At 69.4% G+C, this 23739-nt stretch carries 17 protein-coding genes; 12 read left to right on the top strand and 5 right to left on the bottom strand.

Features of this window, described 5'->3' with window-relative positions; genetic code table 11:
- The first annotated feature begins 5 nt into the window (after positions 1-5).
- Both ACF1A1_RS33120 and galE read left to right on the top strand, forming a co-directional pair.
- Positions 6-1289 (top strand): nucleotide sugar dehydrogenase, encoded by a 1284-nt coding sequence (locus tag ACF1A1_RS33120; RefSeq protein ID WP_392004854.1) that lies wholly within the window; start codon positions 6-8, stop codon positions 1287-1289.
- Positions 1290-1367: 78 nt separating this feature from the next.
- Positions 1368-2336, top strand: coding sequence for a UDP-glucose 4-epimerase GalE (gene galE / locus ACF1A1_RS33115; protein WP_392004853.1), 969 nt, complete (start codon positions 1368-1370; stop codon positions 2334-2336).
- Between the two features lie 123 nt (positions 2337-2459).
- On the opposite strand, the gene ACF1A1_RS33110 is transcribed toward galE, so the two are convergent.
- The 5 genes from ACF1A1_RS33110 to ACF1A1_RS33090 all read right to left on the bottom strand — a co-directional run bounded on the left by ACF1A1_RS33110 (position 2460) and on the right by ACF1A1_RS33090 (position 9339).
- On the bottom strand, positions 2460-4601 hold the full coding sequence (locus tag ACF1A1_RS33110) for a glycosyltransferase family 1 protein (RefSeq protein WP_392004851.1): 2142 nt from the start codon (positions 4599-4601) through the stop codon (positions 2460-2462).
- Entirely contained in the window at positions 4598-5842 is a 1245-nt protein-coding gene (locus tag ACF1A1_RS33105; protein WP_392005002.1) for a glycosyltransferase, read from the bottom strand. The genes ACF1A1_RS33110 and ACF1A1_RS33105 overlap by 4 nt, the downstream gene beginning before the upstream one ends.
- 194 nt (positions 5843-6036) lie before the next feature.
- Entirely contained in the window at positions 6037-7140 is a 1104-nt protein-coding gene (wecB, locus tag ACF1A1_RS33100; protein WP_392004849.1) for a non-hydrolyzing UDP-N-acetylglucosamine 2-epimerase, read from the bottom strand.
- Positions 7141-7736: 596 nt separating this feature from the next.
- On the bottom strand, positions 7737-8339 hold the full coding sequence (locus ACF1A1_RS33095; protein WP_392004847.1) for an acyltransferase: 603 nt from the start codon (positions 8337-8339) through the stop codon (positions 7737-7739).
- Between the two features lie 127 nt (positions 8340-8466).
- Complete coding sequence (locus ACF1A1_RS33090; protein ID WP_392004845.1) at positions 8467-9339, bottom strand: D-glucuronyl C5-epimerase family protein; 873 nt, start codon at positions 9337-9339, stop codon at positions 8467-8469.
- Between ACF1A1_RS33090 and ACF1A1_RS33085 the strand changes: the two genes are divergently transcribed.
- The 10 genes from ACF1A1_RS33085 (at position 9332) to ACF1A1_RS33040 (ending at position 23667) form a co-directional block, all read left to right on the top strand.
- The gene (locus ACF1A1_RS33085; protein ID WP_392005001.1) at positions 9332-14665 is read left to right on the top strand and encodes an HYD1 signature containing ADP-ribosyltransferase family protein; all 5334 of its coding nucleotides are present in this window, start codon (positions 9332-9334) and stop codon (positions 14663-14665) included. The two genes, ACF1A1_RS33090 and ACF1A1_RS33085, sit on opposite strands and share 8 nt — an antisense overlap.
- A 5-nt stretch (positions 14666-14670) precedes the next feature.
- A complete protein-coding gene (locus ACF1A1_RS33080; RefSeq protein ID WP_392004843.1) occupies positions 14671-14934 on the top strand; it encodes a hypothetical protein in 264 nt (87 codons plus the stop codon).
- Positions 14935-15482: 548 nt separating this feature from the next.
- The gene (locus ACF1A1_RS33075; RefSeq protein ID WP_392004841.1) at positions 15483-15833 is read left to right on the top strand and encodes an ATP-binding protein; all 351 of its coding nucleotides are present in this window, start codon (positions 15483-15485) and stop codon (positions 15831-15833) included.
- Positions 15834-15912: 79 nt separating this feature from the next.
- Positions 15913-16524 (top strand): Uma2 family endonuclease, encoded by a 612-nt coding sequence (locus tag ACF1A1_RS33070; protein WP_392004839.1) that lies wholly within the window; start codon positions 15913-15915, stop codon positions 16522-16524.
- Between the two features lie 201 nt (positions 16525-16725).
- Positions 16726-17046, top strand: coding sequence for a 50S ribosomal protein L21 (gene rplU, locus ACF1A1_RS33065; RefSeq protein ID WP_004931419.1), 321 nt, complete (start codon positions 16726-16728; stop codon positions 17044-17046).
- Between the two features lie 14 nt (positions 17047-17060).
- The gene (gene rpmA / locus ACF1A1_RS33060; protein ID WP_389512324.1) at positions 17061-17315 is read left to right on the top strand and encodes a 50S ribosomal protein L27; all 255 of its coding nucleotides are present in this window, start codon (positions 17061-17063) and stop codon (positions 17313-17315) included.
- Between the two features lie 135 nt (positions 17316-17450).
- Positions 17451-18896 (top strand): GTPase ObgE, encoded by a 1446-nt coding sequence (gene obgE, locus ACF1A1_RS33055; RefSeq protein WP_392004837.1) that lies wholly within the window; start codon positions 17451-17453, stop codon positions 18894-18896.
- A 190-nt stretch (positions 18897-19086) separates the two neighbouring features.
- Positions 19087-20652: an alkaline phosphatase D family protein gene (locus ACF1A1_RS33050; RefSeq protein ID WP_392004835.1), complete on the top strand. Its 1566-nt coding sequence runs from the start codon at positions 19087-19089 to the stop codon at positions 20650-20652.
- A gap of 97 nt (positions 20653-20749) precedes the next feature.
- Entirely contained in the window at positions 20750-21943 is a 1194-nt protein-coding gene (locus tag ACF1A1_RS33045; protein WP_392004833.1) for a hypothetical protein, read from the top strand.
- A gap of 224 nt (positions 21944-22167) precedes the next feature.
- Positions 22168-23667 carry an SDR family NAD(P)-dependent oxidoreductase gene (locus tag ACF1A1_RS33040; protein WP_392004831.1) on the top strand — a complete coding sequence of 500 codons (1500 nt, stop codon included), beginning with the start codon at positions 22168-22170 and terminating at the stop codon, positions 23665-23667.
- Positions 23668-23739: the final 72 nt, after the last annotated feature.

Below are 23739 nucleotides of genomic sequence, written 5' to 3'. Positions count from 1 at the left end.
CCTCCATGAACATCTGTGTAGTAGCGCTCGGCAAGATCGGGCTCCCGCTGGCGGTGCAGTTCGCCTCGAAGGGCCACCGGGTCATCGGCGCGGACGTCAACGAGAAGGTCGTCGAGCTGGTCAACGCCGGTGTCGAGCCGTTCCCCGGCGAGCACGACCTCGACGTCAAGCTCAAGCAGGCCGTCGACGCCGGGCTGCTGAGCGCGACGACGGACACCGCCGCCGCCGTCGCCGAGTCCGAGGCCGTCGTCGTGGTCGTCCCGCTGTTCGTGGACGCCGAGGGCGTGCCGGACTTCGGCTGGATGGACTCCGCGACGAAGGCGATCGCCGAGGGCCTCCGGCCCGGCACGCTCGTCTCGTACGAGACCACGCTGCCGGTCGGCACCACCCGCACCCGCTGGGCGCCGATGCTGGCCGAGGGCTCGGGCCTGACCGCGGGCGAGGACTTCCACCTGGTGTTCTCCCCGGAGCGCGTCCTCACCGGCCGGGTCTTCGCCGACCTGCGCCGCTACCCCAAGCTGGTCGGCGGCATCGACGAGGCGTCGACGGCCCGCGGTGTGGAGTTCTACGAGCAGGTCCTCGACTTCGACGAGCGCGCCGACCTGCCGCAGCCCAACGGCGTGTGGGACCTGGGCACCGCGGAGGCCTCCGAGCTGGCCAAGCTCGCCGAGACCACCTACCGGGACGTCAACATCGGCCTGGCGAACCAGTTCGCGCGCTTCGCCGACCAGAACGGCATCGACGTCAAGAAGGTCATCGAGGCCTGCAACTCGCAGCCCTACAGCCACATCCACCAGCCGGGCATCGCCGTCGGCGGCCACTGCATCCCGATCTACCCGCGGATGTACCTGTGGAACGACCCGGCCGCGACCGTCGTGCGCTCCGCCCGTGAGGCGAACGCCGCGATGCCCGAGTACGCCGTCGACCTGCTGGCCGCCGCCTACGGCGACCTGACCGGCGTCAACGTGCTCGTACTGGGCGCCGCCTACCGCGGTGGCGTCAAGGAGACCGCGTTCTCCGGCGTCTTCCCGACCGTCGAGGCGCTCAAGGCGCGCGGCGCGGTCCCGTTCGTCTCCGACCCGATGTACACGGCGGAGGAGCTGACGGCGCACGGCCTGACCCCGCACAACGGCGAGAAGGTCACCGCCGCGATCCTCCAGGCCGACCACGCCGAGTACCGCTCGCTGACCCCGGCCGACCTGCCGGACGTCACCGTCCTGGTCGACGGTCGCCGTACGACCGACCCGGAGGCCTGGAAGGGCGTCCGCCGGGTCGTCATCGGCGGCTGAGGACGCTCGTACGCGAACAACCTCGTGGCCCCGCCCCCGTAACCCCGGGGCGGGGCTCTGGTGCAGGAAGGGTTCTTCATGACCTGGCTGATCACGGGCGGCGCCGGCTTCATCGGCTCGCATGTGGTGAAGGCGATGACCGACGCCGGTGAGTCCGTCGTCGTCCTGGACGACCTGAGCACGGGCCGCGCCGAGCGGCTCCCGGACGGAGTCGTGCTGGAGACGGGCACGGTCCTCGACCGCGAGGCCGTCGACCGGGTGCTGCGCGAGCACGCCGTCACCGGCATCGTGCACATCGCCGGCAAGAAGCAGGTGGCCGAGTCCGTCGCACGGCCGCTGTACTACTACCGCGAGAACGTCGAGGGCCTGCGCGTGCTGCTCGACGCGGCCGTCGCCGCGGGCATCGGCCGGTTCCTGTTCTCCTCGTCCGCCGCCGTGTACGGCATGCCCGACGTCGACCTCGTCACCGAGAAGACGCCGTGCGCGCCCATCAACCCGTACGGCGAGACCAAGCTGGCCGGCGAGTGGCTGGTGGCGGCGGTCGGTGCCCAGCACCGGATGGCGACCGCGTCGCTGCGCTACTTCAACGTGGCGGGCGCGGCCACGCCCGAGCTGGGCGACGACGGCGTCTTCAACCTCGTCCCGATGGTCTTCGAGCGGCTCGAGGCCGGCGAGTCGCCGTGGATCTTCGGTGACGACTACCCGACTCCGGACGGCACCTGCATCCGCGACTACATCCACGTCGAGGACATCGCCGCCGCCCATGTCGCGGCCGCGCGCCGGCTCGCCGCCGACCCGCAGGCCCGGCTCGTCCTCAACATCGGCCGTGGCGAGGGCGTCTCGGTCGCGGAGATGGTCGGCATCATCCAGGACGTCACCGGGCGCACCGACGCCGAGCCGCGGGTGCGTGAGCGCCGTCCCGGCGACCCGGCGCGGGTCGTGGCCTCCGCCGACCTGATCCGCGAGGAGCTCGGCTGGAGTGCGCGGCGGGGTGTGCGGGAGATGGTGGAGTCGGCCTGGGAGGGCTGGCGGTTGCGGCACCCGTGACCCGACCGGGTGACGTGCATGGGGAAGGGCCCCTGGGAGTGTCCCAGGGGCCCTTCCCCATGCACGCGTCAGCCGGCGGGCGTCAGCTCTGCTGGATCGGCATTCTCGATCCGCTCTCCTCGGTCAGCTCTCCTCGAGGAACAGCTTCTCGAAGTGCTTGCGCACCACGGGCCAGTCCCACACCGTCAGCGCGTGCTCGGTGGCGAGCTCGCCGGCGGCGTGCCAGGCCTCTTCCGTCGCCGTGACCTTCAGGATCCGCTCGGCCGCCTCCGCGGGGGAGGCGACGACCCAGCCCTCGGGGTAGAGGGTGCGGGCACTGTTGGGCTTGCCCGCGTAGAACGGCCAGTCGCGCACGACCGGGACGGCACCGCTGGCGGCGCCCTCCATCAGACCGACGTGGCAGCCCTCGCGCACCGAGGAGCTGAGGATCGTACCGATCTCGACCAGCTTCGACGGGACGTCGTCCGTCGGGCCGACCTTCACGACCGCGCCGGACTCCTCCAGCGGCGCCACCAGCTTGTCGAACTCGCGCCGGTACTCGCGGGTGGCCTGGCTGGTCTTCGGGTCCATGTCGCCGCCGACCAGGATCAGCCGGTAGCGCTCGTCGTGCTTGCGGACCCGCTCCAGGACGTCCACGGCCCACTTGGGGTCCTTGGCGACCTGGCTGATGCCGATCAGGCCCAGGTTGAAACGGGCCTCGGCCGGCTTGGGCCGGTTGAAGCCCGACAGGTCCATGGCGTTGTCCAGGACGTGGAAGCGCGGGGCCTGCTCGCCGCGCAGCATCGGCACGAGCGAGGTGGTGAGGTCCTTCACGTGCGGGGCGACGAAGACGAGGTCGTCGACCCGGGAGAAGTCCGTCATGTGCGGCCAGCGCGTGAACGCCTCGTAGCTGTGCAGGCGTACGACGATCCGGGTGTCGCCCGGGTCGATCGTGGTGAGCATGCCGGCCGGGCCCGCCGCCCACTCCAGGAACACCGTGTCCGCCCAGTCGAGGTAGGGGCGCATCAGACGCTCCACCTCCTCCTGGTAGTCGCTCGCGCCGTCGGCCAGACGGTCCTTGAGCATCCTCGGGGCCGCCCAGGAGATCCGCTTGAGGTGCTTGTTCGCGGCCAGGTCCAGGTAGCGCAGCTCGACGCCGGGGTGGTCGGCGAAGTGCTCCTTGATGAGGTGCAGGAAGTTGTCGTTGGCGCTCGTCGCCACCAGCAGCCGCAGCGGGCGGTCGGTGGGCACGGGCGCCGCGGGCACCTTGCGGCCGCGGGGGCGGCTGAGGGCCTGGAACGCCTTGGAGCGGTACATCGGGGCGACGAAGCCCTCGGCGTCCTTCGCCAGCGGCGACGACAGCTGGTCGATGTGCAGCACCCGGTGGAAGTCCAGGAACAGTGCCCGGTTCAGCGCCTCGGCCGCCTCGTCGGTGCGCCCCGCGGCGAACTCGGCGTCGGCGTACGCGAGATGGGCCCCGACCGCCTTGCCGAGGTTGCGCGGGCTGATGCCCCTGCGGATCTCCTGCATGGCGCCCTCGTAGTAGAGGTCCGCCCGCAGCTTGAGGTCCGGGATCTTCGCGGCGGCGTCCGCGAGGGTCAGCGCGGCACCGCTGGTGCGGCCCGCCCACTGCATGCCCTCGGCGACGTACCGCGAGGTCGCGGCGCGCACCTTTATGGGCATGCCGGGCGCGGTGACGGCGGAGCGCCACAGCCGGGCGCCGACGCCCGAGCGCATCACGGGCCGCGGGGTGGCCGCCCGCACCAGCTGCGCGGGCAGATTGTCGACGCTGCGGCGCACATCGCGGGCGACGGCGTGCAGCGGCGGCAGGACGGAGGAACGGGCCGCGGTGCCGCCCTTCTCCCGCAGTTCCTCCACGGCCTTCAGCGCGGGCGCGAGCCCGAACTTGGCGGCGGCGCCCCGGTTGTACTCGGCCAGCCGCCACACCGTGTACACGGCGGAGGCGTCCAGCGCGACGAGCACGTCGGCCTTGCGGGCCCGGGAGCGCAGCCACGAGTCGCGGCCGATCTGCATCCACAGACGCAGGCCGCGCGGCGACTTGCCGGCCCGGCGGCGCAGCGCCTGGCTGCGGTGCTTGAGGTTGCGCGGCAGCTGGTGGGCGCCGGCCAGTCCGACCTCCGCGAGCTCCTCGGGGACACCCTCGGCCTCCAGGTGGAAGCTGCCCGCCAGGTAGACGCGCGCACCCAGGGCCTCGAACTTGCGCACCGTGGATGCCAGGACGCCGAACTGCGGCCGGTCGGTGGCGACGAGCAGGACTTCGGTCACTTGGCGAGCTCCTCGACAAGGTTCTTGACGGCGACGGACATCAGCGCCTCACGAGTGAACTGGTCGGCGTGGGCCATCGCTTCGGCGTGCTCGGCGTCGGTCGTGTCCACCGCCATGTGCGCGGCCTTGATGAACGACTCGGTCAGGCCCTCCACATCCAGGCCGGGGGCGCCCGTCCACAACGGGTGGCCCTTCAGCACGTTGGAGGCGTCGTGCTCGACGGCGTGCGCCGACACTATGGGCAGGCCCGTCGCCATGTACTCGTACACCTTGCCGGAGGTGACGTACCGGCCGCCGATCAGGATCAGCACCATGGCGTCCCAGCCGGCGTAGATCGAGGAGACCTCGGCCTTCGCCGCGGGTCCCCCGTAGAAGACGCCGTCGGCCTCGGCCTCCTTGAGGACCTCGGCGTGCCGGTTCGCCCCACGGCTGGCGCCGTTGCCGAGGTGGCCGCGCAGCACGAAGCGCGCGTTCGCCAGCAGCGGGTCCTTCTCACGGGCCGCACGCCAGGCGTTCAGCACCGTCTCCAGGTGCGGGATGGTGAAGTTGACCGTGCCGAGGTAGCCGAAGACCAGGCCGGACTCGCGGTCCGCCTTGTGCACCCAGCCCGGCGCGCTGTCGGCGTCGTAGCCGTTGCGTACGACGTGCACGCGGTCGGCGAACTCCGGGTAGCGCTTGCGGTAGTGCTCGGCGATCGGGTCGTTGACGACCCACAGGGACACCGCGTGGTCGAGGACCTTCTGCTCCCAGCGGCCCTCCTCGGAGTCGCGGGCGAAGGCCTCGACGCCGTCGATGACGTCGATGGACCAGCCGTCGCGGAAGTCCACCGCGTACGGCACCTGCGCCTCCTCCCACAGCTTCCAGGCGGCGGCGAGGTTCACGTACGGCACGCAGCTGGCGAGCAGCAGGTCCGCCGGGTGCTCCCGGTGGATGCGCAGCACGGCCTCCTCCAGGTCGCCGCGCCACTCACCGAAGTTGGGCTCCGGGAAGGTCTTGGTCTGGCGGCGGCGGAGCTGGGCGACCCAGCCGTTGGGGTCGAGGGCGCGCGCCTCGTCGTAGAGGCGGATGTCCGTCTCCAGGTCTTCGCGCGCCAGCGGCAGTTCGACGATCTTCACCCGGGGGTCGACCTGCTCCAGCAGGGTGAGGTCGATGCCGGAGTCGAGTTCCCAGGACTCCCGGGCGATATTGACGACCGTGACGTCCCAGCCCACCTTGACGAACTGGTTGGCGGTCTCGCGCATCCGGTACGTGGAGCTCTTGGCGGCCGGCGGGAATCCGATGGCGAGGTAGATGACGTGGGGCCGCTTGCCTTCCGCAGGCGGACCGGGCGGGGGAGACGATGACATAGCTGTTGACGCTAGCACGCTGACGTGCGCGGACTGTTGGTCGCTTGTGGCCGCCCGTGAGGCGGACGGCCACGACCTCCGGTACCGCGTCAGACGGGCCGGCTGCCCCCCTTCCACTCCTCCATGAGCCGTACGACGTTGTGCGCGGCGCGGCCGTCGCCGTAGGGCGTGCCGGGGTCGGCGGTCGGCACGGGACGGGTCACCGTCTCGGCCCACTCCTGCGGCGACAGCGTGTGCGGGTCGGGAACGAGGACGTTCCAACCCGTGTGGACGGTTTCCACCCACTCCGTCTCGGGGCGGATGGTGGTGCAGATGCGCTCCAGCAGGAACGCCTCCTTCTGCAGTCCGCCGGAGTCGGTGACCACACCGACGGAGGCCAGGACGGCGGCGACCAGGCTCGCGTACGGCAGCGGGCGGCCGACGTGGAGGTTGCCCTGGGCCAGCTCGATGCCGTGCTCCTTGGCGCGGGCGACCAGACGCGGGTGCGCGGCGAGCGCCACCGGCACCGGCAGCTTCGCGAGCGAGTCGATGATCGCGGCGAGCCGCTCGGGGTCGTCGGTGTTGTCCGGGCGGTGCAGGGTCGCCAGCAGGAACGGCTGCGCCGGGTCGATGCCCTCGGGCAGCTCGGGCGCCGGGAACTCGCCGGCCCGCACCTGGTCGCGGATGCGCAGGCAGATGTCGACCATCACGTCGCCGGCCAGGCGGGTGCGGTCGGCGAGGCCCTCGCTCGCGAGGTGGCGCACGGCCTCCTCGGTGGGGGCCAGCAGCAGGTCGGCGCAGTGGTCGGTGAGGACGCGGTTGTGCTCCTCCGGCATCCGCCGGTTGAAGGAGCGCAGGCCCGCCTCCAGGTGCGCCACCGGCAGGTGCATCTTCACGGCCGACAGGGCGCCGGCGATGGTGGAGTTGGTGTCGCCGTACACGAGCACCCAGTCGGGCCGCTCCCGCTCCAGGACCGGGTCCAGTGCGGAGAGCACGGCACCGGTCTGCACACCGTGGCTGCCGGAGCCGACGCCGAGGTGGACGTCGGGGTCGGGGATGCCGAGGCCCGAGAAGAAGACGTCGGAGAGGTCGGCGTCGTAGTGCTGCCCGGTGTGCACGATCACGTGCTCGTGCTCAGTCTCCGCGAAGGCCGCCGCGATGGGGGCGAGCTTCACCAGTTGGGGTCGGGCTCCGACGATGCTGATGACTTTCACTGAGCACTCTTCTTCTCGGGTCGGGCTGGTGGGGCGGACCGGCGTGCCGGGCGGCGGCCGTGGTGTCACGGACGCACACCGGAAGCAATGGTAGGCAATGACCGTGCTGACCAGGTCCGCGCCGGGATGGCCTCGGGCGGGAAGGTCGTGTCCATGCCGTGGTCAGACGCCGTTGTGCGCCCTCGGAGGGACGTCATAACGATTTCGTGACCGGGGGTTCAGCGGCCGTCGGTGAGGACGTCGCCGGTCCAGACCCAAGCACCCAGGACCGGGGTATGCCGGAGAAGCGCGGGTCTCCGGCGGCCTGCATGCCCGAGGCGGCCGCTGCGGCCTCGCCTCCGAAGCCGACGAGGGAGGCGCCGAACGCGGCGCTCCCGGTGAGACGGATGAACCCTCTGCGGTCGACCTCTCCGCGGCCCACCGAGGAACGTCTGACGTCAGCCATGGCTGATTCCCCCCAACGATGATCAACAACGTTGTGAACCTTAGGGGGGAGATCAGCGAGGGGAAGGTGGATTCGAAACTACGGCCGAATATGGGTGACGGCCGCCCGAGCGGATGCCGGGCCGGCCCTCGGTGAACGTCGTGCGACGGTCTCAGACCGCGCGCTCGCTCAGCACGCCGTCCTTCTCGTCGTACAGGGCGCCGGTCTGCGGGCACTCCCACACACCCGGCTCGCCCTCCCGCTCGACCAGGCGGACGCCCACGCGCCCGACCCAGCCGACCTGCCGGGCGGGGACGCCCACGACCAGGGCGAAGTCGGGCACGTCCTTCGTCACGACGGCGCCGGCGGCGACCATCGCCCAGCGGCCGATGGTGATCGGCGCGACACACACCGACCGCGCCCCGATCGACGCCCCGTCGGCGATCTTCACGCCGACGGCCTCCCAGTCGCCGCCGCGCTTTTGATTGCCCTCGGGGTCGACGGAGCGCGGGTTGTGATCGTTCGTGAGAACCACGGCCGGGCCGATGAAGACGCCGTCGCCGAGCTCGGCCGGTTCGTAGACCAAGGCGTAGTTCTGCAGCTTGCAGTTGTCGCCCATGCGGACACCGGAGCCGACGTAAGCGCCGCGGCCGATCACACAGCCCTCACCCAGCCGGGCACCCTCCCGGATCTGCGCGAGGTCCCAGACGCTGCTCCCGGCGCCGATCTCGGCGCTCTCGTCGACCTGGGCGCTGGGCTGGACCCTGTAGTTCACGTCTTTCGCCTTCCACTGTTCGGGTTCGCGCAGGCGAGCATACGCGGCGGAGCGGGGCCTGCCCGCTGTGCGGGCGGCCCCGTGGACCCGTGGTGCGGCCGAGTGCCGTCGGTGCGGTCGTGCCCGGTCAGCGGCCGTCGGTGACGACCTGGTTCGCCGGGATCCAGTAACCGGCCAGCTCCTCCGACGTGATCCTGAGCATCGACCGCCCGTTGACCATGGACCGGCGGTCGAACTGCAGGCTGTGCGCCTCGGAGTACTTCAGCGTCCTGAGCGTGCCGGCCGTCCCGTTGGTGCCGAACTTGATCGCCTCGACGGAGGTGTTCGCGGCGACCGTCAGGGTGCGCGGCGCCCGGTAGGTGACCGGCAGGTGCTCACCGCGCAGGAACGCCTTCGGGTAGGCCTCCCCGATCCAGTAGCCCTTGTACGCCCCGGTGGCGATCCGGTACCACACGCCCGCGCCCTTGATCCGCCGCCGGATGTCGATGGGCGCCTGGGTGGCCTTGGCGAAGCTGACCTTCTTCGTGCCGAGGATCTTGTCCTGCTGGGCCTTGTCGTAGTTGCCGTCCGCCTTGGTGCCCACCTTGTACAGGGTGTGCGCGCCGGCGGCGATGGCGATCACCGACCCGGCCTTCACGCCCGGCGGCGGGAAGTCCTCGATCAGCAGGTCCAGTTGGTGGGCGAAGACCGCGCTGTTGGTCTGCCAGTGCAGCTGCTGCCACAGCGTGATGTGGTGGTGGTAGGTGACCGCCGGGATCCGGTGGGTCTGGCAGTAGTACGAGTACCAGCGCGGGTTGCGCAGCAGGGAGAAGTACCGCGCCATGGTCGTGCAGGCGCCGTCGTACAACTGGGCCGCGAGCTCGTTGCCGGTCAGCTGGAAGTAGTCCCAGAGGCCGAACATGGCGAAGATCATGCCGTTGTACGTGTAGTCGCCCGTACCGGCCGTCTTGAACGGGTACTCCTGGATCCACAGGTAGCCCGCCAGCGGTGCCCTGCTCACGCAGACCGCTCCCGACGGCGGCACGTCCAGGAACACCTACACGACCGGCTTCGAACAGGCCGTCGGCGGCGGCAACACACCCACCGGGCTGCCGCTGACCACCGCCGACCCGCGCGGGAAGATCACCCGCTACCAGTACTACACGAACGGCGACCTGGCTCGGGTGACCGAGCCGTCCGGGCGTATCACCAACTACACGTACGACGCGCTGGGCCGCAAGCTCACCGAGACCGTCGTCACGGACGCCCACCCGTCCGGCACCACGTCGACCTTCACATACGACAAGCTCTCCCGGGTCGCCACCCTCACCGACCCGGCGGCCACCAATGTCGTCACCTCCGCCAGGCACCAGCAGAAGACCACCACGACCTACGACGCCGACGGCAACGTGGTGCGCACCGAGATCAGCGACCTGCTGGGCGGCGACGCCACGCGCGTCATGGCCTTCGAACTCGACGACCACGGCCGCCCCGAGCGGGTCACCGACGCCGAGGGCAACGAGACGACGTACACCTACGACGTCTTCGGCAACAAGACGTCGATGGTGGATGCCAACGGCAACCAGTTCGACTACGTCTACACCGCACGCAACATGATGGCCGAGACCCGGCTGCGTGACTGGGACGACGACGGAGGCGACGGGGACCACACCGTCCTGCAGTCGTACGCCTACGACATGGGCGGCCGCCTGGTCCGGCACACCGACTCGATGGGCCGCTCGCTGATCTACCAGTACTACGGCGACGACCTGGTCAAGTCGATCACGCTCAAGGACTTCCACAACCCCGACGGCAGCAAGCGCGACATCGTCGTGGAGTCCAACACCTACGACGGGGCCGGCAACGTCCTGACCGAGACCAGTGCCAACGGCAAGCTCGTCACCGCGTACACGTACGACGCGGTCGGCCGGGTGAAGTCCGAGGTCATGAATCCCGGTGGGCCGGCCAGGCGCACCACCTACACCTACGACATCGCCGGCAACGTGGAGACGACCGCCTCCAGCGGTTCCCCCTCCAACGTGCCCTGGCCGGTGAGCGTCAGCGGCGACTCCGTCCGCTACCAGTACGACGACGCGGGCAACGTCACCCACGAGACGGTGGAGAACAGCACCGACTCGCGCACCATGCTCTACACCTACGACGACCGCGGACTCACCACGTCCAAGACCGACCCGGCGGGCAACAAGACCGAGTACGGCTACGACGAGCTGGGCCGGGCGGTTTCCGTCACCGCGCCCGCCGTCCAGACCGAGTCCGGCGGCAACGCGCCCGCCACGTCCCGGCCCGCCACCTTCACCGGTTACGACACCTTCGGCGCGGTCACCGAGTCGGTCGACGCGCTCGGCCGCATGAACCGCACCGCCTACGACCGGCTCGGCCGCGCGGTCACCGCGACCGCGCCCGCCTACACTCCGCCCGGCTCGTCGCAGACCGTCGCCCCGACGGTCACCAACAAGTACGACGCGCTCGGCAACGTCACCGAGACGACCGACCCGCTCGGCCGCGTGACGAAGTTCCAGTACGACCGCCAGAACCGGCTCACCGTCAAGGACGTGCCCGTAGGCACCGGCGACGAGCGCGGGCAGTGGAAGTACACGTACACCCGCACCGGAAAGGTGCTGTCGGTCACCGACCCGACCGGCGCCCGCGCCGAGACGACGTACGACGACCTCGAGCGCCCGGTCACCACCACCCAGATCGAGCGCAAGCCGCTGCCAGGCGCCTTCACCACCCGCGTCGAGTACGACGACGCGGGCAATGTGGTCAAGCAGACCTCGCCGAGCGGCGCGGTCAGCCAGTACACCTACGACGGGCTCAGCCAGCTGACCAGGCTGCAGGAGGCGAGCGGCGCCATCACCCAGTTCGGGTACGACGCCTCGGGCCGCGAGGTGCGCCGCACCGACGGCATGGGCCGTACCTCGGCGAAGCTCTACGACCCGCTCGGCCAGCTCGTCCAGGACCAGGACCTGGACCCGGTCAACAGTCAGTTGCGCAAGGTGAGTTACACCTACGACAAGGCGGGGAACCTGGTCACGTCGACCAACCCGCTGAACCGTACGACGACGTACGCGTACGACGCGATGAACCGGCTGACCAGCCAGACCGAGCCGGTCTCCGACACCAAGGCCATCACCACGACCTTCGGCTACGACGAACTCGGCAACCGCACCCGCTACACCGACGGCCGCGGAAACACGACGATCTACACGGTCAACTCGCTCGGCCTCGCCGAGTCGGTGATCGAGCCCTCGACGGCCCGCGACCCGGCACCGGAGGCGCGCACCTGGACCACCGCGTACGACGCCGCCGGCCAGCCGGTGAAGCTCACGGCACCGGGCAACGTGGTCCGCGAGCGCGAGTACGACAAGGCCGGTCAGCTGGTCCGGGAGACCGGCAGCGGTGCCGAAGCGACCACCCCCGAGAAGCGGTTCGAGTACGACCCGGCGGGCCGGCTGGTCAAGGCCTCGTCCCCGAAGGGCGACAACACCTACGAGTACACCGACCGGGGCGGCCTGCTGAAGGCGACCGGCCCGTCCGGCGACGCCACGTACGAGTACAACAACGACGGCCTGCTCGCCAGCCGCACCGACGCGGCCGGCACCGCCCTCTTCACCTACGCCAAGCAGCAGCTGACCTCGGCGACCGACCCGCTCACCGGAGTGCGGCAGAGCTACACCTACGACGGCTCGGGCGTGGTCAAGAAGGTCGACTACGGGGCGGGCCAGTCCCGCGCCTTCACCTACGACGACCTCGGCCGGCTCGACACCGACACGCTGAAGAACAGCGCCGGCCAGACGATGGCGTCGACCGACTACGGCTACGACACCGACGATCACCTGACGTCGAAGACCACGGCCGGCACCGCCAAGGCCGAGACCAGCACCTACGGCTACGACCACGCCGGCCGCCTCACGTCCTGGACGGCCGACGGCACCACCACGGAGTACGGCTGGGACGACAGCGGCAACCGCGTGAAGAACGGCGGCAAGACCGCCACCTTCGACGAGCGCAACCGGCTGCTGTCCGACGGCGACTACACCTACGACCACACGCCGCGCGGCACGCTGGCGACCCGTACCAGCTCGGGTCTGACGGAGGAGTTCACCTTCGACGCCTTCGACCGGATGGTGAAGGCGGGCGAGTCGGGCACGGAGTACACCTACGACTCGCTGGACCGTGTCGCGGCACGCAACGGCGTGGACTTCTCCTACGCCGGCTTCACACCCGATCCGGTCAAGGACCAGACGTCGACGTACGGCCGCGGCGCTGCCGACGAGCTCATGGCGGTCGCCGAGAACGGCGGCGCGGCCCGGCTCACGCTGGAGGACAAGCACGGCGACATCGTCGGCAACATGTCCGCGACGAACGGCACCGCGACGGCCCTGGACCAGTCCACGGCGTTCGACCCCTTCGGCCAGGTCCGCGGCACCGCGAGCGCCGAGGGCTCCGAGGGTATGGACGGCAACGTCGGCTACCAGGGCGACTGGACCGACCCGGACACCGACCAGGTCAACATGCACGCCCGCTGGTACGACCCGGGCACCGGCGCGTTCGACTCCCGCGACTCCTACACCTACAGCTCCGGCGCGTCGATCCTGGCCAACCGCTACACCTACGGTGCGGGCGCCCCATTGGACTACAGCGACCCGGACGGCCACTGGCCGAGCTGCGGCTGGTGCAAGAAGGCCGTGAAGTGGGCGGGCAATAAAATCACCCGGGGTGCGAGCTACGCCTACAAGACCGCCAAGTCCGTCTATCACGGCGTGCAGTGGGCGGTGCGCCACCCGGGAGCCGCGCTCAACAAGGCGCTGAGCTACGTCGGCAAGGCCGCCAACTATCTGTATCGCAAGTCGGGCCTGAAGACGGTCGTCGACGCCACCGTCAACGCCGTCAAGTGGGTCGGCCAGAAGACCGGCTTCACCCAATGGGCCCGCGAGAAGGCCAGGCAAGCCGCCCGGGCGGCCTACCAGGCCAAGGTCTACATCACGAAGAAGGCCAAAGCAGCGGTCTCCTACGCGGCCAAACACAACCCGATCCCGCAGATCGTCGCCGCGGCCAAGCCTTTGATCGCGGTCGGCAAGGCCATCGTCACGGGCGACCCCAACCTCCCGGCGCTCGTGGTCGGCTTGGCCGTCCAGGTCGTGGCCGATGTCGCCAGGACCGTGGACGCCATCCGTGACGAGGTCGTCAAGCAGGTCGGCAGCGTCATCGAGACCGTCTCCGAAGCGGTCGACTGGGGTCAGGTGTGGGAAGGCGTCAAGACGGTCGGCAACGTCGTCGGCGAGGTCACCGGCTTCAACGACATCAAGAACTGCGTCACCAAGGGCGACATGGAGGCCTGCGCCTGGGCCGCGGCCACGGTGGGCGGAGTCCTGCTCGGCGGCGCCGGCGCGGCGGCCGTGCGGGCGGCGAAGGCCGGACGGATGGCGACGAAGGCGGCCAAATACGCGGACGACATCGCGAAGGCGGCCGAGAAGACCGAGGACGTTGCCGACAAGATCGAGACCGCGGTCGAGTGCACGAGCACGGCGATGGACGTGGCCTCGATGGCCTCCGCCAACAGCTTCGTGCCGGGAACCGAAGTCGTCATGGCCGACGGCAGCCGCAAACCCATCGAGGAGGTCGAGGAAGGCGACGAGGTCCTCGCCACCGACCCGACGACCGGCAAGACCTCCAACCAGAAGGTCACCGACACGATCGAGGGCAAGGGCCAGAAGAAGCTCGTCAAGCTCACGGTCGACACGGACGGCGACAAGGGCGATGCCACCGACACCATCACCGCGACCACGGGCCACCCCTTCTGGGTCCCGGACCTGAAGAAGTGGCTCAAGGCGGGTGAGCTGAAGCCCGGCCAGTGGCTACAGACCGGCTCCGGTACGTGGGTCCAGGTCGACGCGGTCAGCGCGTGGACGCAGCAGGCGGCGGTCTACAACCTCACCGTCGACACCGCGCACACGTACTACGTGGCGGTCGGGGACGCGCCTGTCCTCGTCCACAATTGTCCTTCAGGTGGCGATGATGCCGCTGAAGAGATGATTCGGATGCGGCATTACACGAATGCGCGAGGAAAGGCGGGAATCGTCCAGAGTAAGGTCATCAGAGCGAGCGACCAGAACAAGGTCTTCCTCGTTCCAGCTAAGGGAAAGCCGATGAGTCCGCGTGACGCCGAGGCCACACTGGGGATTGGTCGTGGCAGGGGGAATCACGTGCTCGAATTTGACGTCCCGGCTGGCCGAGTTCGATCGAGATACAATTCAACGATGGGCATCACCGAATGGGTTGCTGACGGTGATCTGCCGGTCGATAATATTCGAGTAAAAAGGTGACGGGCGTGACTCAGAGTATCCAAGTGGATTTGGCGGGATTCACCGAATTGTTTCGGGATTTGGAGGAGTACGTAGTGTCTCTGGATCGGGTGCTGTCACGTATCGGGGCAGGAGAAGATCCCAATATACTCGTTGAGTATGTGGTGGAGCACAGCCTCCCCGCGCGCCTTGCTCGAGCCCGTGAATTTGTGGGTGACTCCTTGGAAAACGTCATCGGGGCTGAGGCTCTGGAGAAAATCGCCGAACAGGTCGAGGGGTATAGGGGCTGAAAGTGAAGCGATAGCCTCGTTCGGTTTTGGCGGGAGTGAGGAGGTCCATCGGTTGCGGTACTGGTGGGCCTCCTTTGGTTTCGGATTACGACCAATCAGCGTTGAATGGTACTGGCGCTGACGTTTCATGACCTCGCTGTCAGCGACGTGCACACGTACGATGTTGTGACAGGCGACGTCAGCGTCCTGGGGCGGCGTGCGGTGGGGACGTTTCGCGGTGCCATGTCGCTCCATTTCGTACACCTGGTGCGGCTGTCACTCACACGAGGTAAATACCTGAAGCTTTTGCTGCTTCCTGCAAAAGGTTCAGGGGTTGCAGTCTGCGGTGAAGACCAAGCCGCTCACAGCCCCACCGAAGAGCCGGACGCTCCGGCCGGGTCATCGATCGAACCGAGTCCCCCCACCGCAGGAGGCGTTCATGGTCACCGTATCCCCGTCGGAGTGCGAAGCGGTCCCAACTTGGGCGTATGCCCTCCAACTGCCCCACGACCCGCGGGCCGCACGCATCGCCCGGGCCCCCCCTCCGTGCCGTTCTCGCCGGGCACGGCATGGCTCAACTCCAGGACAGCGCCGAACTCTTGGCGACCGAGCTGGTCACCAACGCGTACCGCTACTCCAGTGGCCCTGCCGCCCTCCGTCTGCGCGGCGTCGGTAGTAATCGGCTGCGGGTCAGCGTCTGGGAAGCCAACCCCTACATTCCGACGCCCTTCGACAAGCGGTCCGGGCCCGCCGTGGGCCCCGTACCGGCCGAGGCCGACGGTGGACGCGGGCTGTTCCTCGTATGTCATTACGTGGAGGCCTGGGGTGGTTATCCGCTCGGCGATCACCTCTTCGGGCGGGGTGGGAAGCTGCTGTGGTATGAGGTCGGGGTACCCGCCGCGCATTGGGTCGCGGCGTGAGCGGGGCGTCTGTCACAGGTCGGCGCTTCGTGAATCAAGCGACACGCTCCGTAATCACTGGAGGATCGTGGTGACCATCATGACCGAGCGCCCTCCGGGCATAGGCGCACCTCCGACGGGGTCGTTCGAGGAGATGCTCCGCATCGTCGAGGAGCTGGACACACCTGCCGGCTATAAAGCCGAGCTCATCCGGGGGAAGATCGTCGTGTCGCCGTGGTCGAAGCTGCGTTACCTGCGTCCCATGCGAAGGCTGCGTGCGCAGATCGAGGCCCACGCGCCGGAGGGGCATGTCACGGAGACCTCGCCCTTCCTCTTCGTCTTCCCTTCTTCCGAGCGCGGCTACGGGCCCGATCTCTTTGTCGCCGACGAATCCGCATTCGATGCCGAAGGCCGCCATGCCGACGGTGCCGCCCTCTCCCTCGTCGCCGAGCTGACCTCGGACTCCGCCAAGGACGCCGACTGGCTCGACAGGATGGAGACGTACGGGCGGATCGTCCCCGTGTACCTCCTGCCCGACATGAAGGTGGGGGAGATCACCGCCTTCTGGGACCCGTCCCCCAAGGGCTACCGTTCCCGGACCACCGCCCCCTTCGGGCGGCCCGTGCGCATCCCCGCCCCGTTCGACTTCGACCTCGACACATCCGGGTTCGTCGTGGAGCAGGACGAGAGGCCCGAGGACGAGCAGAGGTGAGAGGCGGGGGAGCGCTCCGGCCCCGGTTTGACCCCCGGAAGACCTCCCCGTAACCTTGACCGTCGGCGTGTCCATAGTCGTGCCACATCCCCGTAAACCTCTTCCTCCCGGGTACCTCGGTGGCTGGGAGAGGCCGTTCGTGTTCATGCCCGGGCGGCTGGACTGCGGGGGTGCCGTTCCGAGCGAGAGAGTGAGATCCGCGTGTACGCCATCGTGCGCAGCGGTGGTCGCCAGCACAAGGTTGCTGTCGGCGACATCGTTGAGGTTGACAAGATTTCCACTGCCAAGGTTGGCGACACGGTCGAGCTCTCGACCCTGCTCGTTGTCGACGGCGACGCTGTGACCAGCGACCCGTGGGTGCTGGCCGGCATCAAGGTCCAGGCCGAGGTCGTGGACCACCACAAGGGGCAGAAGATCGACATTCTGCGCTACAAGAACAAGACCGGCTACCGCCGTCGTCAGGGCCACCGCCAGCAGTACACGGCGATCAAGGTCACTGAGATCCCCGCGGCTGCGAAGTAAGGGACTGAGGAGACATGGCACACAAGAAGGGCGCATCGTCCACCCGGAACGGTCGCGACTCCAACGCCCAGCGGCTCGGCGTGAAGCGCTTCGGCGGTCAGGTCGTCAACGCGGGTGAGATCCTGGTCCGCCAGCGCGGCACCCACTTCCACCCGGGTTCCGGCGTGGGCCGCGGCGGCGACGACACGCTGTTCGCGCTGCAGGCCGGTTCGGTGGAGTTCGGTACCCACCGTGGCCGCAAGGTCGTGAACATCGTTCCGGTCGCCTGAGTCGTCCCAGTCACACGACTTCACGGCTTAGACCGAACGCTTCGCGAGGCGGACCTCACTTCCCCCCGGGGAAGGCGGGTCCGCCTTTCGCGTGTTACCCAAGTAGTACCCGTACGTCTCTGGAGGCACCGAACCATGACCACCTTCGTGGACCGCGTCGAACTGCACGTCGCCGCGGGTAACGGAGGTCACGGCTGTGCCTCCGTCCACCGTGAGAAGTTCAAGCCGCTCGGCGGCCCGGACGGCGGCAACGGCGGCCGGGGTGGGGATGTCATCCTCACCGTCGACCAGTCCGTGACCACCCTGCTCGACTACCACCACTCCCCGCACCGCAAGGCCACCAACGGCAAGCCGGGCGAGGGCGGCAACCGGTCCGGCAAGGACGGGCAGGACCTCGTCCTTCCCGTGCCGGACGGCACCGTCGTCCTCGACAAGGCCGGCAACGTGCTCGCCGACCTCGTCGGACACGGCACCTCCTTCGTCGCCGCCCAGGGCGGCCGCGGCGGTCTCGGCAACGCCGCCCTCGCCTCCGCCCGCCGCAAGGCGCCCGGATTCGCGCTGCTCGGCGAGCCGGGGGACCTGCGGGACGTCGTCCTCGAGCTGAAGACCGTCGCCGATGTGGCGCTGGTCGGCTACCCGAGCGCCGGGAAGTCGTCCCTGATCTCCGTGCTGTCCGCAGCCAAGCCGAAGATCGCCGACTACCCGTTCACCACCCTCGTGCCGAACCTGGGGGTCGTGACCGCCGGGTCGACCGTCTACACCATCGCCGACGTCCCCGGCCTCATCCCGGGCGCCAGCCAGGGCAAGGGGCTCGGTCTGGAGTTCCTGCGGCACGTCGAGCGCTGCAGCGTGCTGGTGCACGTCCTGGACACGGCCACCCTCGAGTCCGACCGCGACCCCGTCTCCGACCTCGACGTCATCGAGGCGGAGCTGCGCGAGTACGGCGGGCTCGGCAACCGTCCGCGCATCGTCGTCCTGAACAAGATCGACGTACCGGACGGCAAGGACCTGGCGGAGATGGTCCGGCCCGACCTGGAGGCGCGCGGCTACCGCGTCTTCGAGGTGTCCGCCGTCGCCCACACGGGGCTGAAGGAGCTGTCGTTCGCGCTCGCCGACCTCGTGGGAACGGCGCGGGCCGCCAAGCCCAAGGAGGAGGCGACCCGGATCGTCATCCGGCCCAAGGCCGTGGACGACGCCGGCTTCACCGTCGCGCGCGAGGAGGTCGGCGGGGAGGCGCTGTTCCGCGTCCGGGGCGAGAAGCCCGAGCGCTGGGTGCGGCAGACCGACTTCTCCAACGACGAGGCCGTCGGCTACCTCGCCGACCGGCTCAACCGCCTCGGTGTGGAGGACGAGTTGATGAAGGCGGGCGCCCGCTCCGGCGACGGCGTCGCCATCGGACCCGAGGACAACGCCGTCGTCTTCGACTGGGAGCCGTCCGTGACCGCCGGCGCCGAGATGCTCGGCCGCCGCGGTGAGGACCACCGCTTCGAGGCCCCGCGTCCGGCGACCCAGCGCCGCCGCGACCGCCAGGCCGAACGCGACGAGGCGGCCCAGGAGTTCGAGGGCTTCGAGCCCTTCTAGGCACCAAGAGCTCCGGCTCCCCGTAGTCTCAGGGACCCGTTGCGGCAAGGCACCAGTTGCCCTCCCGCAACGGGTCCCCCTTTGTCTCCCTTCTTGTCATGAACGCGCGGCACTCCGTTCAGTGCGCTGACTAGGTGTGCATGACAGCTTCCCTGTGTCCAAGAGACCAGTGACACAAGGGAGTTCACCGATGGGCGCTGGACCGGACCGAGCCGCCTCCTCCCCCGACCGCCGCCGCTTCCTCACCGCGGGTGCCGCCGTGATCGGTGCCGCCGCCTCCGCCCAGCTGTGGCTGCCCGGCACCGCACGGGCCGCCGAAGCCCCGCTCCCGGACGGGCTGTTCAGCCTCGGAGTCACCTCCGGGGACCCCCTGCCCGACGGCGTCGTGCTGTGGACCAGGCTCGCCCCCGACCCGCTGAACGGCGGCGGCATGCCGGACCGCGTCGTCCAGGTGGAGTGGGAGATGTCGCCGGACGAGCGGTTCAGAACCGGGGTCCGCCGGGGCGTCGCCCAGGCCCGGCCCGAGTACGGGCACAGCGTTCACGTGGACGTACGCGGACTGCGCCCGGGCCGCACCTACTGGTACCGTTTCCGCGCCGGCGGACAGCTCTCGCGCGTCGGCCGTACCCGCACCGCGCCCCAGCCGCTCGCCTCCGGCGGCTCCCTGCGTCTCGCGCTCGCCTCCTGCCAGAACTGGCAGCACGGCTACTTCACCCCGTACGCCGACATGTACGCGCAGGATCCCGACGTCGTCGTCTTCGTCGGGGACTACATCTACGAGTCGGGGCCGTCGGCGACCGCGCCGCGCAGGCACGAGGGGAGCGGGGAGCCGTACAGCCTCACCCAGTACCGCAACCGGTACGCGCAGTACCGCACCGATCCCGACCTCCAGCGGATGCACGCCCACGCGCCCTGGGTGGTGACCTTCGACGACCACGAGGTGGACAACGACTTCGCCGGGGAGATCCCGCAGGACCCGGCCAAGCAGCCGCACGACGCGTTCGTGGCCCGGCTGACCGCGGCCTACCAGGCCTTCTACGAGCACATGCCGGTCCGGGCGACCGCGATCCCCACGGGGCCGCACATCCGCATGCACCGGCGCTTCCAGTTCGGGAGGCTGGCCCGGCTCAACGTCCTCGACACCCGGCAGTACCGCAGCGACCAGGCCACCAGCCAGACCGGTGCCCAGAACCCCGCGCTCACCATGCTCGGCGCCGAGCAGAAGCGGTGGCTGCTGGACTCGCTGCACGGCTCGAACACCCGCTGGAACCTCGTCGCCTCGCAGATCATGATGGCCGAGACCGACCTGCTGGCCGGAGCGGGCAAGCGGTGGTACTACGACGCCTGGGACGGCTACCAGGTCGAACGCAACGCCCTGCTGGGGGAGTTCCAGCAGGTCCGCAACCCCGTCGTGCTCAGCGGGGACCGGCACCTCACCATGATCAGCGACCTCAGGAGGGACTTCGCCGATCCGTCCTCCGCGGTCGTCGGCGCCGAGTTCGTCGGCACCTCCATCTCCAGCAACGGCGACCAGGACCAGGCCGCCTTCCACGCCCAGTGGGACCCGCTGAAGGCCGACAACCCGCACTGGAAGCTGATCGACGCCCACCGCGGCTACCACCTCTTCGACGTCCGCCGCGACGCCGTCGACGCGCGGGTCCGCGTCGTGGACACCGTCCTGAAGCCGCGGGCGACCGCCCGCACGCTCGCCCGCCTGCGGGTCGCCGACGGCAGGCCGGGCGTCCTGCTCGGGTGACGGAGGCGGGGCAGGAGCCCGGGACGCACGAGGACTCAGCCATGTCCCATGCTCCTCTCAGCGTCGCCTCAGGAACCGCTCTTACCGTCCTCTGACCATGGAGACGGACTGTACGAACGACGAGGCCCGCGGGAACGCCGGCCGCACCACCACCCCGCCCGGAGCCCTGCCCGCCGGCACCCGCCTGCTGCACATCGGCCCGCACAAGACCGGGACCACCGCCGTCCAGGGCGCCCTGTTCGCGGCGAAGGAGCGGATGCCGGCGTACGGCGTCGAGTTCCCGGCGACCAGCAGGCACCCCATGCAGGCGGTGCTGGCCGCCTGTGCCCGCCCCGGCATGATCGGTGACACCACGCCCACCGAGCGGCACTGGACCCGGCTCGTCGAACAGGTGTGTGCCACCGGACGGAGCACGTCGGTGGTCAGCAGCGAGTTCTTCGCCGACGCCCCCGACGACGCGACCGTCGCGCGGATCGTCGAGCAGCTCGGCGGGGACCGCGTGCACGTGCTGGTCACCCTGCGGCCGCTGGTGCGGATCATGCCCTCGCAGTGGCAGCAGTACGTGCAGAACGGGCTGCGCATGGGCTACGAGGAGTGGCTGGAGCACATGCTCCGCAAGGCGCCGTACGAGAAGCCCAATCCCAGTTTCTGGCGGCGGCACCGGCACGACCGGCTGGTGGAGCGGTGGGCGCGGGTGGTGGGGGCCGACCGGGTCACCGTCGTGGTGGTCGACGACCGGGACCGGGACGGGCTGATGCGCGCCTTCGAAACGCTGTTGGGACTGCCCACGCGTCTCCTGGAGCCCGTTCCCGACACGGCGAATCGTTCACTCACCCTCGGTGAGACCGAAATGCTGCGACATCTCAATAGGGAATTTCGTGGTAATGGTCTCCCCGACGAGCTCTATTCCAAGCTGGTTCGCAACGGCGCGGTCATGCATATGAAGAACGCGTGCAGTCCCACACCGCGCGACGTGAAGATCTCCACACCCGCGTGGGCGGTGGAGGCGGCCGCCGCGATCGGCGCCGAGATGAGCGGGCGTATCGGGGCGATGGGCGTGTGGGTCATCGGTGATCCGGACCTGCTGGCCGCCGTACCGGAACCGGTCCGCGGCGCCGCCGGGGAACCCCGGATCGCGCCCGAAGTGGCCGCTCAGGCACTGTACGGGGCGCTCGCCGCGGTGGCCGAGGGGGCGGCGGGGGGCGCGTCGCGCCCGGTGCGGCGGACGTCCTCGAAGGAACTCGTGAAAGTGTTGGGGCATCGCTGCCTCAAGCGGCTGCGACGCCGCTGAGCTGCTTTCCCGTCACTCTCGGCTCTCTTCCGCACCCTGTGGAGTTACTCACAGGATTTAACGGGGGCGTCCGAGGAAGGCTCAGTCGCGTCTCGTCAAACACCGCAGCGCCAGGTGAATGACAGGTGGCGCGCACATATGCACTGAAGGGCGCTCACCTTGCATCGCGGTTACCGCAAGTGGGACCATTTCCCCGTTCCCTGTCGCCCCAAGGTAGGTCACCTGTGTCCCAGCACATAGCCAAGCCCCGTACCACCGCAGTGATCCTGGCCGGTGGCACCGGTCAGCGGGTGGGTCTGTCGATCCCCAAGCAGCTGCTGAAGATCGCCGGCAAGGCAGTCATCGAGCACACCCTGACCACCTTCGAGAAGGCCGACTCCGTCGACGACGTCATCGTGCTGATGGCGCCGGGCTATGTGCCGGACGTCGAGAAGATCGTGGCCAAGGCCGGGTTCAGGAAGGTGTCCCGGATCATCGAGGGCGGCTCCACCCGGAACGAGACCACCGAGCGCGCCATCGCCGCCCTGGGCGAGGGGCTGGCCGACGGCGAGGACCGCAACGTCCTCTTCCACGACGCCGTACGCCCCCTGCTCTCGCAGCGCGTCATCGACGACTGCGTCGCCGCGCTCGAGCGCTACCAGGCCGTCGACGTCGCCATCCCGTCCGCGGACACCATCATCGTCACGCGCACGCACGGCGAGGACGGCGAGTTCATCACCGAGATCCCGGACCGCTCCCGGCTGCGCCGCGGCCAGACCCCGCAGGCGTTCAAGCTGTCGACGATCCGCCGGGCGTACGAGGTGGCGGCGGGCGACCCCAACTTCCAGGCCACCGACGACTGCACGGTCGTCCTGCGCTACCTGCCGGACGTGCCGATCCACGTCGTGGCGGGTGACGAGTACAACATGAAGGTGACGCAGCCGGTCGACGTCTTCATCGCCGACAAGCTCTTCCAGCTCGCCTCCACCGCCGCCCCGGAGCAGAACGGCGAGGACGCCTACCGCGAACTGCTCACCGGCAGGACCCTGGTGGTCTTCGGCGGTTCGTACGGCATCGGCAAGGACATCGCCGAACTCGCCGAGTCCTACGGCGCCAAGGTGTACGCCCTGGGCCGCTCCACCACCGGCACGCACGTGGAGAACCCGGAGGAGGTCGACGACGCGCTGTCCAAGGCGTATTCCGAGACCGGCCGGATCGACTACGTCGTCAACACCGCGGGCGTCCTGCGCATCGGCAAGCTCGCCGAGACCGACAACGCGACCATCGAGGAAGCGCTGAAGGTCAACTACCTGGCCCCCGTGCAGATCGCCCGTTCGGCCTACAAGTACCTCGCCGAGACCAACGGGCAGCTTCTGCTGTACACCTCCAGCAGCTACACCCGCGGCCGCGCCGAGTACAGCCTGTACTCCTCGACCAAGGCCGCCATGGTGAATCTCACCCAGGCCCTGTCCGACGAGTGGGCCGGCGACGGCATCCGGGTCAACTGCATCAACCCGGAGCGCACGGCGACGCCCATGCGCACCAAGGCCTTCGGCCAGGAGCCCTCGGGCACTCTGCTGTCCTCCGAGGCGGTCGCCCGCACCTCCCTCGACGTGCTGCTGTCCGAGCTGACCGGACACGTCATCGACGTCCGCCAGCAGGACCCGACCGCCGACGCCAGCCGCGCCTCCGGCTTCGAGCAGGCCCTGGCGGGCGTGCTGGACCGACAGGACGGCGTGGCATAATCAACCGCAAAAAGCCATTGGAATTCAGGCCTCTGTGGCTCCTGGTTTACGGAGAATTCGCAGAGGCCTGAA

It is taken from the genome of Streptomyces sp. NPDC014995 (genome assembly GCF_043080745.1).
GTDB lineage: Bacteria > Actinomycetota > Actinomycetes > Streptomycetales > Streptomycetaceae > Streptomyces.
This window is presented reverse-complemented; position numbering and strand designations above follow the sequence as displayed.

Excerpts from the sequence above, each read along its gene's own strand:
- ACF1A1_RS33120 (WP_392004854.1), top strand. The coding sequence starts at position 6 with ATGAACATCTGTGTAGTAGCGCTCGGCAAGATCGGGCTCCCGCTGGCG.
- galE (WP_392004853.1), top strand. The coding sequence starts at position 1,368 with ATGACCTGGCTGATCACGGGCGGCGCCGGCTTCATCGGCTCGCATGTG.
- ACF1A1_RS33105 (WP_392005002.1), bottom strand. The coding sequence starts at position 5,842 with ATGCGCGAGACCGCCAACCAGTTCGTCAAGGTGGGCTGGGACGTCACG.
- ACF1A1_RS33075 (WP_392004841.1), top strand. The coding sequence starts at position 15,483 with ATGGCTCAACTCCAGGACAGCGCCGAACTCTTGGCGACCGAGCTGGTC.
- ACF1A1_RS33070 (WP_392004839.1), top strand. The coding sequence starts at position 15,913 with ATGACCGAGCGCCCTCCGGGCATAGGCGCACCTCCGACGGGGTCGTTC.
- rpmA (WP_389512324.1), top strand. The coding sequence starts at position 17,061 with ATGGCACACAAGAAGGGCGCATCGTCCACCCGGAACGGTCGCGACTCC.
- obgE (WP_392004837.1), top strand. The coding sequence starts at position 17,451 with ATGACCACCTTCGTGGACCGCGTCGAACTGCACGTCGCCGCGGGTAAC.
- ACF1A1_RS33050 (WP_392004835.1), top strand. The coding sequence starts at position 19,087 with ATGGGCGCTGGACCGGACCGAGCCGCCTCCTCCCCCGACCGCCGCCGC.
- ACF1A1_RS33045 (WP_392004833.1), top strand. The coding sequence starts at position 20,750 with ATGGAGACGGACTGTACGAACGACGAGGCCCGCGGGAACGCCGGCCGC.